The sequence below is a fragment of the Streptomyces novaecaesareae genome (genome assembly GCF_000716875.1).
Lineage (GTDB): Bacteria > Actinomycetota > Actinomycetes > Streptomycetales > Streptomycetaceae > Kitasatospora > Kitasatospora novaecaesareae.
Map to the genome: position 1 here is coordinate 23,475 of NZ_JNWQ01000012.1, position 14,878 is coordinate 38,352.

Annotated in this window: 12 protein-coding genes; 10 read left to right on the forward strand and 2 right to left on the reverse strand. The window is 72.6% G+C overall.

All coding sequences use genetic code 11. The annotated features are described in order from the left end of the window. The first annotated feature begins 19 nt into the window (after window positions 1–19). The 5 genes from OP86_RS06735 to OP86_RS39320 all read left to right on the forward strand — a co-directional run bounded on the left by OP86_RS06735 (window position 20) and on the right by OP86_RS39320 (window position 4,172). Entirely contained in the window at window positions 20–1,102 is a 1,083-nt protein-coding gene (locus tag OP86_RS06735) for a cation diffusion facilitator family transporter (protein WP_030055636.1), read from the forward strand. A gap of 58 nt (window positions 1,103–1,160) precedes the next feature. Next, the gene (locus OP86_RS06740) at window positions 1,161–2,063 is read left to right on the forward strand and encodes a 5'-3' exonuclease (protein WP_030055635.1); all 903 of its coding nucleotides are present in this window, start codon (window positions 1,161–1,163) and stop codon (window positions 2,061–2,063) included. A gap of 155 nt (window positions 2,064–2,218) precedes the next feature. Further along, on the forward strand, window positions 2,219–3,013 hold the full coding sequence (locus tag OP86_RS06745) for a hypothetical protein (protein ID WP_030256229.1): 795 nt from the start codon (window positions 2,219–2,221) through the stop codon (window positions 3,011–3,013). Beyond that, complete coding sequence (locus tag OP86_RS06750) at window positions 3,010–3,360, forward strand: winged helix-turn-helix domain-containing protein (RefSeq protein WP_030055633.1); 351 nt, start codon at window positions 3,010–3,012, stop codon at window positions 3,358–3,360. Before OP86_RS06745 ends, OP86_RS06750 begins: the two co-directional genes overlap by 4 nt. A 26-nt stretch (window positions 3,361–3,386) precedes the next feature. Further along, window positions 3,387–4,172: an NsdA family TPR-like regulatory protein gene (locus OP86_RS39320; RefSeq protein ID WP_483414667.1), complete on the forward strand. Its 786-nt coding sequence runs from the start codon at window positions 3,387–3,389 to the stop codon at window positions 4,170–4,172. A gap of 112 nt (window positions 4,173–4,284) precedes the next feature. Here the strand turns inward: OP86_RS39320 and OP86_RS06760 are convergent, their stop codons facing one another. Continuing rightward, a complete protein-coding gene (locus OP86_RS06760) occupies window positions 4,285–7,140 on the reverse strand; it encodes a DEAD/DEAH box helicase (RefSeq protein WP_030055631.1) in 2,856 nt (951 codons plus the stop codon). 284 nt (window positions 7,141–7,424) lie between these two features. Here OP86_RS06760 and OP86_RS06765 point away from each other — a divergent pair, with 284 nt between their 5' ends. Both OP86_RS06765 and OP86_RS06770 read left to right on the forward strand, forming a co-directional pair. After that, complete coding sequence (locus OP86_RS06765; RefSeq protein WP_030055630.1) at window positions 7,425–7,799, forward strand: hypothetical protein; 375 nt, start codon at window positions 7,425–7,427, stop codon at window positions 7,797–7,799. 36 nt (window positions 7,800–7,835) lie between these two features. Then, window positions 7,836–8,189: an ArsR/SmtB family transcription factor gene (locus tag OP86_RS06770; protein WP_030055629.1), complete on the forward strand. Its 354-nt coding sequence runs from the start codon at window positions 7,836–7,838 to the stop codon at window positions 8,187–8,189. A gap of 55 nt (window positions 8,190–8,244) precedes the next feature. Here the strand turns inward: OP86_RS06770 and OP86_RS06775 are convergent, their stop codons facing one another. Then, entirely contained in the window at window positions 8,245–9,444 is a 1,200-nt protein-coding gene (locus OP86_RS06775) for an aminotransferase class V-fold PLP-dependent enzyme (protein ID WP_234434852.1), read from the reverse strand. A gap of 107 nt (window positions 9,445–9,551) precedes the next feature. Here OP86_RS06775 and OP86_RS06780 point away from each other — a divergent pair, with 107 nt between their 5' ends. The 3 genes from OP86_RS06780 to OP86_RS06790 all read left to right on the forward strand — a co-directional run bounded on the left by OP86_RS06780 (window position 9,552) and on the right by OP86_RS06790 (window position 14,703). After that, the gene (locus OP86_RS06780) at window positions 9,552–11,630 is read left to right on the forward strand and encodes a S9 family peptidase (protein WP_030256237.1); all 2,079 of its coding nucleotides are present in this window, start codon (window positions 9,552–9,554) and stop codon (window positions 11,628–11,630) included. 92 nt (window positions 11,631–11,722) lie between these two features. After that, on the forward strand, window positions 11,723–12,100 hold the full coding sequence (locus OP86_RS06785; protein ID WP_051829772.1) for a YrdB family protein: 378 nt from the start codon (window positions 11,723–11,725) through the stop codon (window positions 12,098–12,100). Window positions 12,101–12,333: 233 nt separating this feature from the next. Continuing rightward, entirely contained in the window at window positions 12,334–14,703 is a 2,370-nt protein-coding gene (locus OP86_RS06790; RefSeq protein ID WP_030055626.1) for an immune inhibitor A domain-containing protein, read from the forward strand. The last annotated feature ends 175 nt before the right edge of the window (window positions 14,704–14,878 follow it).

The following is a 14,878-nucleotide window of genomic DNA, read 5'->3' on the forward strand; positions in this document are numbered from 1 at the left end:
GCGCCCAGAGAGGACTTCCATGGCCGGGCACGAGCATTCGCACGATGATCATGCGCATGACCACGAGCACTCGCACGGTGGCCACGGAGGTCACGGGAGTCATGGTGGCCACGGTGGTCACGGGGGCCACGGAGGGCACTCGCACGGCGTCTCCGCCGACGCGGACCGCCGCTGGCTGCTCAGCGCCCTCGCCCTGATCGTCGTCTTCATGGCCGGCGAGGTCGTGGTCGGCTTCGCCGCCCAGTCCCTCGCGCTGATCTCCGACGCGGCGCACATGCTCACCGACGCCGCCTCCATCGCGCTGGCCCTCGTCGCGATGCAGCTCGCCGCCCGCCCGGCCCGCGGCGGCTACACCTACGGCCTCAAGCGCGCCGAGATCCTCTCCGCGCAGGCCAACGGGGTGACGCTGTTGGTGCTCTCGGCCTGGCTCGGCTACGAGGCCGTCACCCGGCTGATCGAACCGCCGGAGGTCACCGGCTCGCTGGTGCTGGTCACCGCGCTGATCGGGATCGTCGTCAACCTCGCCGCCACCTGGTGCATGTCGAAGGCCAACCGCAGCTCGCTGAACGTCGAGGGCGCCTTCCAGCACGTGCTCACCGACCTGTACGCGTTCATCGCCACCGCCGTCGCCGGCCTGGTCGTCCTGACCACCGGCTTCGCCCGGGCCGACGCCATCGCCTCGCTCATCGTCGTCGCCCTGATGCTCAAGGCCGGCATCGCACTGGTCCGCGACTCCGGGCGGATCTTCCTGGAGGCCGCCCCCGCCGGGATCGACCCCGACGCGGTCGCCGACCGGATGGTCACCGAACCCCTGGTCGAGGAGATCCACGACCTGCACATCTGGGAGATCACCTCCAACCAGCCGGCCCTGTCCGCGCACATCCTGGTCACCCCCGGCGGCGACTGCCACGCCGTCCGGCGCCAGCTCCAGCGCCGGCTGGCCGACGAGTACGGGATCACCCACAGCACCCTCCAGGTCGACCACGTCGGCGAGGACGAGGCGGGCGCCCTGCTGCAGATCGCCGCACCCGGTGACACCGCCGCCGAACACTGCGCCGACGCCCACGGCCCGGTCCACCGCGCCGGGCCGCACGAACACTGAAGCCGCCCGTCCGTCGGCGCGGTGCGGCATGATCTGACGCGTGACCGCACCGCGACTGATGCTGCTCGACTCCGCCAGCCTGTACTTCCGGGCCTACTTCGGCGTACCGGACACCCTGCGCTCCCCGCAGGGTGAGCCGGTCAACGCCGTCCGCGGCCTGCTGGACTTCATCGCCCGGCTGGTCCACGACCACCGCCCCGACCGACTGGTCGCCTGCATGGACGCCGACTGGCGCCCGCAGTGGCGGGTGGACCTCGTCCCCTCGTACAAGACCCACCGGGTCGCCGAGGCCGCCCAGGACGGCGAGGAGGAGGTGCCCGACACGCTCGCCCCGCAGGTCCCGGTGATCGAACAGGTCCTGGACGCGCTCGGCATCGCCCGGGTCGGCTCCCCCGGCTACGAGGCGGACGACGTGATCGGCACCCTCACCGCCCGCGCCGAAGGCCCGGTGCAGATCGTCACCGGGGACCGCGACCTCTTCCAACTGGTCGACGACGCCCGCGGGATCACCGTGCTCTACCCGGTCAAGGGCATGGGCAACCTCCAGGTCACCGACGACGCCCTGCTCCTGGAGAAGTACGGCGTGCGCGGCGCCCAGTACGCCGACATGGCCGCCCTGCGCGGTGACCCGTCGGACGGCCTGCCCGGCGTCAAGGGCATCGGTGAGAAGACCGCCGCCCAGCTCATCAACGAGTACGGCGACCTCGCGGCCATCCGCGCCGCCGCGCTGGACGTGGGCTCCAGGCTCACCCCCGCCCGCCGCCGCAACCTCGTCGAGGGCTCCGCCTACCTCGACGTCGCCCCCAAGGTCGTCCGGGTCGCCGACGACGCCCCGCTCCCCGACTTCGACCCCACCCTCCCCCGCGAACCCCTCGACCCCATGACCCTTGAGGAACTCGCCACCCGCTGGGGCCTCGGCACCTCCCTCGACCGCGTCCTGGAGACCCTCGCCACCCGCTGAGCCCGTACCCGGGAGGGGTCCGTCGCATCGCGCGGCGGGCCCCTCCGGCGTTCCCGGGCCGGATCGCCGGCTGCATTGTCTCCCCGTGAACTCTTGACCGCAATCTACTTTGCGATGCAAAGTGAACCCACGATCAAGCTCGACAGGGGTGGATCATGGACACACTGCACCACGGCGACCCGGCCCAACTGCTGGCCGCCACCGAAGGGTTGCTGGCTCGCACCCGAACCCGACTGCGCGGCGCGGGGGTGCCACTACTGACCTTCGGCCTGCTCTCACTGGCAGCCGCGCCGATCGCCGGACAGGCCTACAACTTCGGCGCCAACGGGCGGAGCGTCGAGTCGTACCCGGCCTTCGCCTACGCGCAGCTCACCGGCCTCTGCGTCGCCCATGCGCCGGACGCCGCCTGCGACGCGCACGAATTCGACGGGGCGGTCCTCCGCTTCCTCGGCTGGGGGATCTGGTTCGCGCTGCTCCCCCTGGCCTGGCTGGCCCTGGCCCGCTGGTACCGGCGACGCGGCGAGGCACGCGGCATCGTCCCGCACCGCACCGCCTGGATCGGCGCCACGGCCGGTGCCGGCGCCCTGGTCGCCGCCGTGCTTCTCGCGCTGCTCCTCTCCGACCGGACGCCGTTCACGCTCTCCCTGCTGGCCAACGCCTACGCCTCGCCCTGGTACGTGATCGGCATCGGCCTGCTCGTCCTCGGGCTGACCGAGCGCAGCCCGCTGGTCGCCGGTGCGGGCCTCGCCCACACCGCACTGCTCACCGCCTACCTCGCGGCACCGTGGGAGAGCGGCTGGCTGCCGTGGCTCGACCGGAGCGACGGCGGCTGGGCCGACGGCCCCCAGCCCAAGGCCCTGCTGCTGGCCGCGATCCTGCTGGCCGCCGGGCTCGCCCAGTGGACCGCGACCCGCCGCCAACCGGCGCCGTCCCGTACGGTCACCCCATGAGCGTTGCCGACGAAGCCGAGGAACAGCATCCGACCCTCGCCCTGGACGACACCGTCCACCAGCGCGTCCGGCTCGGCATCCTGACCGTCGCCCGCGAGGCCGAGAGCGTCGAGTTCGGCTTCCTGAAGGAGCAACTCGGCCTCACCGACGGCAACCTCTCCCGGCACCTGAAGGTCCTGGAGGACGCCGGCCTGATCGCGGTCAACAAGGGCTACGCCGGCCGCCGCCCGCGCACCTGGGTCACCCTGACCCCGCAGGGCGCCCAGGCCCTGGACCGCGAACTGCGCGCCCTCCGCGAGCTGGTCCGCCGCCTCGACGCCGCCGGATCCGGACACCCCCGCACATAGGAAGTCGGCCGAGCCGACTTCCCGCGCTGCGTGTCCGCGATCGCTTGTGCGGCCAGATCGCCAACCTCGCGGACCTCGCCGCTTGGGCGGCGTTCGACGCGGGTCAGAGCGCACCCTCACGGAGCACCTTCGGACTCGGTATCAGGGCGGCGCAGGAGGCCGGCGACGACGGACTCCTGTGTCACGTCGCAACTGGCCTCGCTCGTCAGGAGATCGCCGAACGCAGGTCGAAGGATGCCGTGGCACTCGCCGACCGGGCGATGGACAACGTTCCCCTGTCGGCGCTCTCGATGATCGCAGCCGTGAAGGCCCAGGCCTACGCCATCCAGGGCGACGAGACCGAGGTGATGCGGCAGATCGCCCTCGCGGAGTCGATCTACAGTCGCGTCACTGATCTCCGCAGCGAACCGCGCTGGATGTGGTACTTCACCGAGCACAAACTGCACGGGGAGACCGGGCACGCCCTCTACCTCCTCGCATTGGTCAAGGACAGACCGGTCTCCGATCTGGTGTCCCGGCTCCGGCGAGCCGTGGACTCCCAGACCTCAAACCGGGCCCGCGCAACCAGCGCGGGCCCGGCCCTTCTCGTTTTCCACACCGTCGCCGCTTCGGCCTTGCCGAAGCGGCGACGGAAAAGTCTCCCCTGTGGAATCCCTGGAAGCCCTACGGCTGCCCCAAACATCTCGTCTGGATCACCTTTGCTTCTGTGCAGGAAGTCGGCCCAGCCGACTTCCTGCACAGCGCCGTCGCCGCTTCGGCTCCCGCCGAAGCGGCGACGGCGACCGATCGCGTGGTGGGGGGTGGGGGGGTAAGCCGCCAAGGCCGCAGGCCTGGCGGCTTACCGCCGATCGCTTCTTCTGTGCAGACGGCAAAGGGCCCGGGCTTCGAGATCGGTCTCGAAGCCCGGGCCCCTGGTTCGTCGGGTCAGCCCACGGAGGAGTAGGCGATGATGCCGCGGCGGAGGCCGTCGACGGCCTTGCGGGCGGTCTTGCGGAGTTCGACGTCCTCGCCGGCCGCGTCCTGGATCTGGCCGAGGACGTCGATCAGTTGCTTGGTCCAGCGGACGAAGTCGCCGGCGGGCATGTCGGCGTCGCGCAGGACCTGGTCGAGGCTGTGGCCGAGGGCCCAGCGGTAGGCGGCCCAGGCGAAGCCGAGGTCGGGTTCGCGCTGGCCGACGCCTTCGGCGGTATTGATCCGGTGCTGCTCCTCCAGGGCGTCGAGGTGGCCCCAGATCCGGACCATCTGGCCGAGCGCCTCCTTGGCCGCGCCCTCCGGTACGCGGGGGGCGCCGGCGTCGTCGGACTGGCGGGCCTCGTACACCAGCGCCGAGGCGCAGGCGGCGAGTTCGGCGGCGGCCAGGCCGCTCCAGACGCCCTCGCGGATGCATTCGGAGGCGAGCAGGTCGAGTTCGCCGTAGAGCCGGCCGAGGCGCTTGCCGTCGTCGGTGACGGTGTCGCCGCGCAGGTAGCCGAGGTCGGTGAGCAGGGCGCAGACCCGGTCGAAGGTGCGGGCGATGGTGTGGGTGCGCGAGCGCATCCGGCGTTCCAGCAGTTCGGTGTCGCGGTGCAGCCGGTGGTAGCGCTCGGCCCAGCGGGCGTGGTCCTCGCGGTCGGAGCAGCCGTGGCAGGGGTGTTGGCGCAGTTCGGTGCGCAGCCGGGTGATCTCGGGGTCGTCGGCGGCGGCGGCGCGGCCGCGGCGGAACCGCTCGGGCTCCAGGTGGCCGGCCTTGGTGCGCAGTGCGGAGGCGAGGTCGCGGCGGGACTGCGGGCTGCGCGGGTTGAAGGACTTGGGGATCCGCACGCGTTCGATCGCGGCGACCGGGTGCGGGAAGTCGATCATGGCGAGGCGCTTGACCTGGCGCTCGGCGGTGAGCACGACCGGGCGCGGGCCGTCCTGGTAGTCGGGGTGGCGCGTCCCGCCGCGGCCGGAGCGGTTGACCGGCGGCAGGCCTGGGTCGAGGACGAGGGCGAGGCCGGCGAACTTGCCGGTGGGGACGTGGATGACGTCGCCCGGCTTGAGCTGCTCGATGGATTCGACGGCGGCCGCGCGGCGCTGGCTGCTGCCCTCGCGGGCGAGTTCGTTCTCGCGGTCCTTGAGCCGGCGGCGCAGGTCCATGTACTCGTCGAAGTCGCCGAGGTGGCAGGTCATGGACGCGCGGTAGCCCTCCAGCCCCTCCTCGTTGCGCTGCACCTGGCGGGAGATGCCGACGACCGAGCGGTCCGCCTGGAACTGGGCGAAGGAGGTCTCCAGCAGTTCGCGCGAGCGGTGCCGGCCGAACTGGGAGACCAGGTTGACGGCCATGTTGTAGGAGGGCCGGAAGCTGGACTTGAGCGGGTACGTACGGGTGCCGGCCAGGCCGGCCAGCGCCTCCGGGTCGAGGCCCCGCTGCCAGAGCACCACGGCGTGGCCCTCGACGTCGATGCCGCGCCGCCCGGCCCGGCCGGTCAGCTGGGTGTACTCGCCGGGGGTGATGTCGGCGTGGGTCTCGCCGTTCCACTTGACCAGCTTCTCCATGACCACCGAGCGGGCGGGCATGTTGATGCCGAGCGCCAGGGTCTCGGTCGCGAAGACGGCCTTGACCAGGCCCTTCACGAAGAGCTCCTCGACCACTTCCTTGAACCGGGGCAGCATCCCGGCGTGGTGGGCGGCGATGCCGCGCTCCAGCCCGTCCAGCCACTCGAAGTAGCCGAGGACGTGCAGGTCCTCGTCGGGGATGTCGGCGCAGCGTTCCTCGACGATCGCGCGGACCAGGGCGCGGTCGGCGTCCTTGTTGAGCCGCAGCCCGGAGCTGAGGCACTGCTGGACGGCGGCCTCGCAGCCGGCCCGGCTGAAGATGAAGGTGATCGCGGGCAGCAGGCCCTCGGCGTCGAGCCGGTCGATGACGTCGACCCGGCCCGGGGTCCAGACCCGGCCGGGGCGGCCGTTGGGCATCGAGCGGCCCCGGCCGCGGCCGAAGCGGTCGCGGGGGTTGCGGTCGAGTTCGGAGCGGGCGAGCCGGACCAGTTCGGGGTTGACGGCCTTGCCGGGGTTCTTCAGGTTGTTCTTGGGGCGGCCGTCGCGGTCGGGGTTCGCGAACAGGTCGTACATCCGGTTGCCGGCCATGACGTGCTGCCACAGCGGCACGGGGCGGGTCTCGGAGACGATCACCTTGGTACCGCCGCGCACGGTGTCCAGCCAGTCGCCGAACTCCTCGGCGTTGGAGACGGTCGCGGAGAGCGAGACGAGGGTGACCGACTCGGGGAGGTGGATGATGACCTCCTCCCAGACGGCGCCGCGGAAGCGGTCGGCGAGGTAGTGCACCTCGTCCATGACGACGTAGCCGAGCCCGTTGAGGGTGCTGGAGCCCGCGTAGAGCATGTTGCGCAGCACCTCGGTGGTCATGACCACCACGGGGGCGTCGCCGTTGACGGTGTTGTCGCCGGTGAGCAGGCCGACCTTGGCGGCGCCGTAGCGCTTGACCAGGTCTCCGTACTTCTGGTTGGACAGCGCCTTGATCGGCGTGGTGTAGAAGCACTTGCGCCCGGAGGCCAGGGCCAGGTGCACGGCGAACTCGCCGACGATCGTCTTCCCGGAGCCGGTGGGGGCGGCGACCAGGACGCCGGATCCGGCTTCCAGCGTCTCGCAGGCCTCCAGCTGGAAGTCGTCCAGCGGGAAGTCGTACAGCTGCTGGAAGCCGTACAGGGCGGTGGCCTGCTCCTTGGCCCGGCGACGGCTGGCCGCGTACGCCTCGGCGGGGCTGAGCTCCTGGTCGTCCTGGGGCTCTGGATCGGGGGTGTTCATCGCCGTCCGGGTGTGATTGGTGTGATCTCGCATCTCAGCGAGAGGTTACCCGGGAGGACTGACATCGATAGCACCGTTTTTCCGCACCTCGGGATCAGTTCTCTCTCAGGTCCATAGTTGCAAATGTCTTCAAGTGATCGCGCTTGCGCCGACTTCGGACGTCTTCGGTCATCGGCGGTGGTTCACCGCACGACCTCCCTACCTTCGACGTCACGGCCGGCAAGCGGCCGCAGTCGGCCACGAGCGGCCGCAAGCAGCCACCAACGCACGGGAGGACAGCCACGATGGCGAACCTGGAGACGTCCCTCAAGGAAGCCATGGCGATCGAGGGCGCGATCGGCGTCGCCCTGGTCGACTACGGCAGCGGCATGGCCCTCGGCAGCCTCGGCGACGGGGGCGAGCTGGACCTCAACGTCGCCGCAGCCGGGAACACCGACGTGGTCCGCGCCAAGATGCGGGCGATGGAGATGCTCAACCTGCACGACAACGAGATCGAGGACATCCTGATCAGCCTGACCAACCAGTACCACATGGTCCGGCCGATCACGACGCCCAGCGGCCGCGGCCTCTTCCTCTTCCTGGCGCTCAACCGCAGCCGCTCCAACCTCGCGATGGCCCGCCACCGCCTCAAGCAGATCGAAGGCTCGCTGGAGATCTGACCCCGGACCGACACCAGGAAGGGGGGCCTCGTGACGATGGGGGTACCTCCCGGCCGAAGGCTGGGGGAGCTCTACCAGGTCAAGGCCGAGTTGTTCCGGATGCTCGGCCATCCCGTCCGGATCCGGGTGCTGGAACTGCTCCAGGCCGGGCCGACGCCGGTCCGCGGGCTGCTGGCCGAGCTGGAGGTCGAGCCCTCCAGCCTGTCCCAGCAGCTCGCGGTACTGCGCCGGTCCGGCATCGTCACCGCCACCCGGGAGGGCGGCACGGTGGTCTACGCGCTGGCGGGCGGCGACGTGGCCGACCTGCTGCGGGCGGCCCGGCGGATCCTCACCGGGCTGCTCGCCGACCGGAACCTGCTGCTCGCGGAGCTGCGGGCGCACGTCGAGTGACTCGCGCCGGCAGCGCTCCTCACCTCGACGGGCTGAACCTGCCCCAGCAGGCGGATCACTTGAGCAGCTCCGCCAGCCCGTCCGCCAGCCGCTCGTACTCCCCCGGCCGGTTGTACAGCTGGGCGCTGACCCGCAGCACCCCGCCGCCGGACCACGGGCGGACGGCGATCCGGGTGCGGAGCCGTCGCCACACCTCGGCCATCAGCGCCTTCGCCTCCGCCTCGGCCTCGCACCGGCCGGCCGGCAGCCGGACGGCGCGCATCCACACCCCGGGCGTGGCGGGCAGCGGCGGCAGGCCCGCCCGCTCGGCCAGTACCCGCTGGCCGTACGCGGCGAGCGCGGCGTTGTGCCCGGCCACCGCCGCCGGGCCGAGTTCGCGCAGCAGCTCGAAGCCGGCCGGGGCGGCCAGCCAGGGCGTGTAGTCGCAGGTGCCGCGCCACTCGACGTTGCCGGGGAAGCCCTTGTCGTGCTCCCAGGACAGTGCCAGCGGGCGTACCCGGCCGGTCCACTCGGGGCGGACGGTGAGCACGCCGGTGGCGCGCGGGGCGAAGGCCCACTTGTGCAGGTTGCCGAACCAGAAGTCGGCGTTCGGGTCGGCCGGGGCGGGCAGCATGCCGGGGGCGTGGGCGCCGTCCACCACGGTGGTCACGCCGCGTTCGCGCAGTTCGGCGAGCAGGGCCGGGCCGGCCACCAGCCGGGCGGTGGGCGAGGTGAGCTGGTCGAGGACGGCGACGGTGGTGCGCCCGTCCACGGCGGCGAGCACCGCCTCCCGGACGGCGTGCTCGTCCGGGGCGTCCAGCGGCAGTTCGGCGACCACCAGCTCGGCTCCGGTCTCGGCGGCCTTGCGGGCGACGGCCTGGGTGACCGCGCCGTAGCCGTGGTCGGTGACCAGGATCCGGTCGCCGGGGGCGAAGGGGATGCTGTCCAGGGCTATCGCGGTGGCCTCGGTGACGTTGGAGACCAGGGCGAGCCGGTCCGGGTCGGTGCCGAGGTCGGCGGCGATCCGGGCCCGGGCGGCGGCGATCCGGGCCGGGAGGTCGGCGAAGAAGCCGTCCGGGTCCAGCTCGTGTTCGGTCCGCAGCCGTTGCTGCGCCCGCTGTACGGGCACGGGCACGGCGCCGAACGAGCCGTGGTTCAGGTGCGCGGCCTCCGGCGACACGCTGAACAGCCCGTCGGCGGCGGGCAGCGGGGCCGGGGGCTCGGCGGTCCACAGGTCCTCGATCACGTTGTCCTCCCGCACGATGTCCTCCCGCACTGTGTCCTCCCACGCTGCGTCTTCTCCACGACGCGGCAACATGGTGTGTGACATTTCACATGGCAGACTACTGGTCGGGGCACGCACCGCGCGACCACGATCGGGCCGTGACCATCACCGACGCCTACCTTGCCCTCAGCGCCCGCACCGGCCGGTTCACCTTCGGCGCGCCGCGCGCGTACACCCTCGCCGAGGACGGTACCCGGCTGCTGCTGCTCCGCTCCACCGGTTCCGAGGACCCGGTCGACCGCCTCCACCTGGTCGACACCGCCACCGGCGAGGAGCGCCTGGTCGCCGACCCGGCCGCGCTGCTGCCCGGCCGCAGCGGCCGCCGCGACGACCTGCCCGCCGTCGAGCGCCGGCTGCGCGAACGCACCCGGCTGGTCGCCGCCGGGATCGGCACGTACGCCGCCACCGCCGACCTCGCGGTCGCCGTCTTCACCCTCGACGGCCGGCTGTTCCGCACCGACACCGCCGCCGGCACCAGCGACGAACTCCCCGTCGCCGGGCCCGCGTTCGACCCCCGCCCGGACGCCACCGGACAGCGCGTCGCCTACGTCGCCGGGGACGCCCTGTACGTCACCCCCGGCCTCGCCCCGCTCTCCCCCGCCGACGGCGCCCGCTGGGGCGTCGCCGAGTTCGCCGCCGCCGAGGAACTCGGCCGCGCCCGGGGCCACTGGTGGCGCCCGGACGGCGGCGCGCTGCTCGCCGCCCGGGTCGACGAATCCGCCCTCCCCCGACGCCACTTCGCCGACCCGGCCCACCCCGGCGAGGCACCCGAGGACTTCGCCTACCCGCAGGCCGGCGGCCCCAACGCGGACGTCCAGCTCTGGGTGCTCGGCCTCGACGGCGGCCGGGTCCGGCTGCACTGGGACGCCGACGCCTTCCCGTACCTCTGCGCCGCCTCCTGGGCCTGCGACCAGGAGGTGCTGCTCACCGTCGCCGACCGCCTGCAGCAGAACGTGCTGCTGCTCGCCGCCGACCCGGCCACCGGCCGCACCCGCGAACTGTCCCGCACCACCGACGAGTTCTGGGTGGACGACCTGCCCGGCACTCCCGCCAGGCTGCCCGGCGGCCGGCTGCTCACCGTCCACGACACCCCGCAGGCCCGCGGCCTCGCGCTCGACGGCAAGCCGCTGGACACCACCGGCCTGCAGATCCGCCGGGTGGTCGGACGGCTGCACGGACGGCTGCTCTGCGAGACCGGCCAGGGCGATCCGGCCGACCAGCACGTCCACCTGATCGACCCGGACGGCGGCGCCCCCGAACCCCTCACCACCGGCCCGGGCGTGCACTCCGCCCTCGCCGCCGGCGACACCCTGCTGCTCACCTCGGCCGGCCCCCGGGGCATCCGCCGCACCGTCCGCCGCACCGCCGACCGCGACGGCCGCGAACTGCCGCTCACCGACCTGTCCGCCGCGCTGCCGTACCCCGTCCGCCCGCAGCTGGCCCGGGTCACCGACCGCGCACTGCCGAGCGCCGTGGTGTACCCGCGCGAGCACACCCCCGGCTGGCGGCTGCCCGTCCTGCTGGACGTCTACGGCGGGCCCGGCTACCAGGCCGTGGCCACCGAGCCGCGCCGCTGGCAGCTCCGCCAGTGGTGGGCCGACCAGGGCTTCGCCGTCGTCACCACCGACAACCGCGGCACCCCGTTCGTCTCCCCCGACTTCACCCGGGCGATCTTCCGCCGCTTCTCGCAGGCCGCCCTGGACGACCAGGTCGACGCCTTGCACGCGCTCGCCGCGCGCCACCCGGACCTCGACCTCGGCCGGGTCGGCGTGCGCGGGTGGTCGTACGGCGGCTACTTCGCCGCACTCGCCGTGCTGCGCCGCCCGGACGTCTTCCACGCCGCCTGCGCGGGCGCCCCGCCCACCGACTTCCGGCTGTACGACACCGCGTACACCGAGCGCTACCTCGGCCTGCCGCAGGACAACCCCGAGGGCTACGCCGGCGACTGCCTGCTCACCGACGCGCCCGGGCTGACCAGGCCGCTGCTGCTGATCCACGGGCTGGCCGACGACAACGTCCACCCCGCGCACACCCTGCTGCTCTCCCAGGCGCTCACCGCAGCCGGCCGGCCGCACGCCGTACTGCCGCTGCCGGGCGTCACCCACATGACCCCGGACGGCCTGAACGAGCAGCTCGCCCAGGCCGAACTCGCCTTTCTCCGGGACGCCTTGGGGTAATCCATCCCATTGCGCCGCCCGAGCCGGACTGCGACACTCCGCGTGGTCACCGCCCGGCCCGGGCGGCGCGACGGAACGGGGAGAGCACGCGGATGAGGATCGACAGACCCGGCCCGGTCGGGCAGCGGCAGTGGACCCCACTGACCGCCGGCAACGCCGGCCTCGCGTTCGGACTGGAGCTCGCCATGCTGGCGGCGCTCTGCTACTGGGGCTTCAGGACCGGCTCCAACCTCGGCACCCGGCTGCTGCTGGGGCTCGGCGCACCGGCCCTGGCGGCAGCCGTCTGGGGCCTGTTCCTGGCCGCGGGCGGGCCGAAGTACCGGCTGCCGCTCGCCGCGGAGATCCTCCTCAAGCTGCTGGTGCTCGGCACCGCCGCGCTCGCCCTGTACGCCACCGGGCGGACCACGCTCGCCGCGGTGTACGGCGGGCTGGTGGTGGTCAGCGTGGCGCTGGAGTACACCACCCGCTGACGGCAGCTCCGCTGACGATCCGGCAGCGGCAACGGCAGCGGCCGGAAGGGGCGTCGCACCTCCGCGTGCGGCGCCCCTTCCGCTTGCTCCGGACCTCTTCCACGTGACCCGTGACATGTGAAATATTACCTGCGCTTCACCGACCCAACCCAGACCCAACCCGGACCCAACCCCAGGCCGATATCCCAGGCCCATGCCCGAAGCACCCCCATCCCCCGGAAAGGACCGGTCAGTTGCGCAGACTGTCCGCGGCCCTCGCAGCCGCGCTCACCACGAGCGCGATAGCGGCCACCCTGCTGGGCACGCCCGCCCAGGCCGCGCCCCCAGCCCCCGTCACCGCCGCCGCCACGGCGGCGGACCCGGCCGAGCAGGGCGCCGAGGCCCCGCCCGCACCGCTCGTCCCGCAGGAGCGGGAGCGCCAGGCGCTCCGCAGCAAGGCCCTGGAGCAGCTCAACAAGGGCACCGTCGCCAGGACCGCCGACAAACGGGCCCCCGCGAAGGTGAGGATCGGCAACGACTACGTCCAACTGGCGCACCAGCGCACGGACAAGGTCTTCGTGATCCTCGCCCAGTTCGGCGACGAGGTCGACAACTCCACCCAGTGGAACGGCCAGCCCCGCTACGGCGGCACGCCCGGCCCGCGCCACAACCAGATCCCCCAGCCGGGCAGGGACGACAACCACACGCTGTGGTCGGCGGACTTCGACCGCTCGTACTACCAGAAGATGTTCTTCGACGACACGCCCGGCGCGGTGTCGATGCGCAACTACTACCGCACCCAGTCCTCCGGCCGGTACGACGTCGAGGGCACCGTCAGCGACTGGGTCACCGTCCCGTACAACGAGGCCCGCTACGGCAGCAACAAGGGCCCGCAGGGCTCCGGCGCCTGGACGCAGGCCCAGGAGTTCGTCCGGGACGCCGTCAAGGCCTGGTACGACGGCGAAGTCGCCAAGGGCCGCTCCGTCGCCGACATCAAGGCGCAGCTCGCCCAGTACGACGTCTACGACCGCTACGACCACGACAAGAACGGCGAGTTCAACCAGCCCGACGGCTACCTGGACAACGTCATCGTGGTGCACGCCGGCGTGGACGAGACCTGGGGCGGCGGAGCCCAGGGCGCCGACGCCCTGTGGGCGCACCGCAGTTGGGCCTTCCCGGACGCGACCGGGCAGACCGGCCCGGACGGCGACAAGATCGGCGGCGCACCGGTCGGCGACACCGGCCTCTACGTCTACGACTACGTCCAGGGCGGCGAGAACAGCGGCGTCGGCCTGTTCGCCCACGAGTACGGCCACAACCTCGGCCTGCCCGACCTGTACAGCACCACCGGCGGGGACAACAGCGTCAACTTCTGGTCGCTGATGTCCTCCGGCTCGTACCTGGGCAAGGGCCCCAACACCACCGGCGGCTACCCGGGCGACCTCGACGCCTGGAGCAAGCTGCAGTTCGGCTGGCTCAACTACGACGAGGCGCAGGCCGCGACCCGCTCCAGCCACGCCCTCGGGGTGAGCAGCTACAACACCGACCAGGCGCAGGCGGTCCTCGTGCACCTGCCGGACGGCACCACCAGCACCGACCTCGCCGACCCGTACGAGGGCGGCGCCCAGTGGTGGAGCGACACCGGCGACAACCTCGACAACTCCCTCGCCCGGGACCTCGACCTGCGCACCGCCGCCGGGCCCGCCGCGCTGGACGCCGCGGTCTGGTACGACACCGAGCAGGACTACGACTTCCTGACCGTCGAGGCCTCCACCGACCAGGGCCAGCACTGGACCGCCCTGGGCGGCACCGTCGACGGCGCCCCGATCGGCAACACCAGCGCCAACACCCCCGGGCTGAGCGGCAGTTCCGGCGCCTACCGGAAGCTGCACATCCCGCTGGACGGCTACCTCGGCCAACAGGTCCGGCTGCGCTTCCACGCCACCTCGGACGGCAACACCCACGGCCGGGGCGTGCTGGTGGACGCCGTGAAGGCGACCGCCGGCGGCACCGAGATCTTCTCCGACGGCGCCGAGCACGGCGCGAACGGCTGGACGGCCACCGGCTTCACCGTCATCACCGGCCGCACCGCCGTCAAGCAGCACCCGCGCGCGTACATCGCCGAGAACCGCCGCTACACCGGCTACGGGGCGTTCCTGAAGACCGGCCCGTACAACTTCGGCTACGGCGGCGTCGCGGGCAAGGCCAACGTGGTCGACAACTACCCGTACCAGGAGGGCGTCCTGCTCTGGCTGTGGGACACCTCGTACGGCGACAACAACACCAAGGACCACCCCGGCGGCGGGCTGATCCTGCCGATCGACGCCCACCCGACGCCGATCCGCTTCACCGACGGCACGCTGGTCAACGGGCGGGCGCAGACCTTCGACGCGCCGTTCTCGCTGAAGCCGACCACGCCGTTCACCCTGCACAAGGGCGGGGTCGCGGTGCGGATCCCGGCCGAGCCGGCCGTCCCGGTCTTCAACGACCACAGCGGGGTGTACGCCGACCCGGCCACCCCGCAGCTGACGGTGAAGGTGCCGGACACCAACACGAGGATCGAGGTCGTCCGGGAGTCCCAGGGCGGACGGATCACCACCGTCCGGGTGGGCCCGGCCTCCTGAGCGGGACAACGCCGAAAAGGCCCCGGGTCCCCCCGGTGACAAGGGGACCCGGGGCCTGTCTCTGCAGGTCATGCGGGCCATGCGGGCCATGCGGGCCATGCGGGTAACGTGCCTGCTCAGCAGCGGTCGTGCCGGGGGGCGGTGGATCCCGGTCGGACGCGGCCCTCGTAAGGTT

Coding starts and splice junctions, on each gene's coding strand:
- OP86_RS06735 (WP_030055636.1), top strand. CDS start 20: ATGGCCGGGCACGAGCATTCGCACGATGATCATGCGCATGACCACGAG.
- OP86_RS06740 (WP_030055635.1), top strand. CDS start 1,161: ATGCTGCTCGACTCCGCCAGCCTGTACTTCCGGGCCTACTTCGGCGTA.
- OP86_RS06745 (WP_030256229.1), top strand. CDS start 2,219: ATGGACACACTGCACCACGGCGACCCGGCCCAACTGCTGGCCGCCACC.
- OP86_RS06750 (WP_030055633.1), top strand. CDS start 3,010: ATGAGCGTTGCCGACGAAGCCGAGGAACAGCATCCGACCCTCGCCCTG.
- OP86_RS06760 (WP_030055631.1), bottom strand. CDS start 7,140: ATGAACACCCCCGATCCAGAGCCCCAGGACGACCAGGAGCTCAGCCCC.
- OP86_RS06765 (WP_030055630.1), top strand. CDS start 7,425: ATGGCGAACCTGGAGACGTCCCTCAAGGAAGCCATGGCGATCGAGGGC.
- OP86_RS06770 (WP_030055629.1), top strand. CDS start 7,836: ATGGGGGTACCTCCCGGCCGAAGGCTGGGGGAGCTCTACCAGGTCAAG.
- OP86_RS06785 (WP_051829772.1), top strand. CDS start 11,723: ATGAGGATCGACAGACCCGGCCCGGTCGGGCAGCGGCAGTGGACCCCA.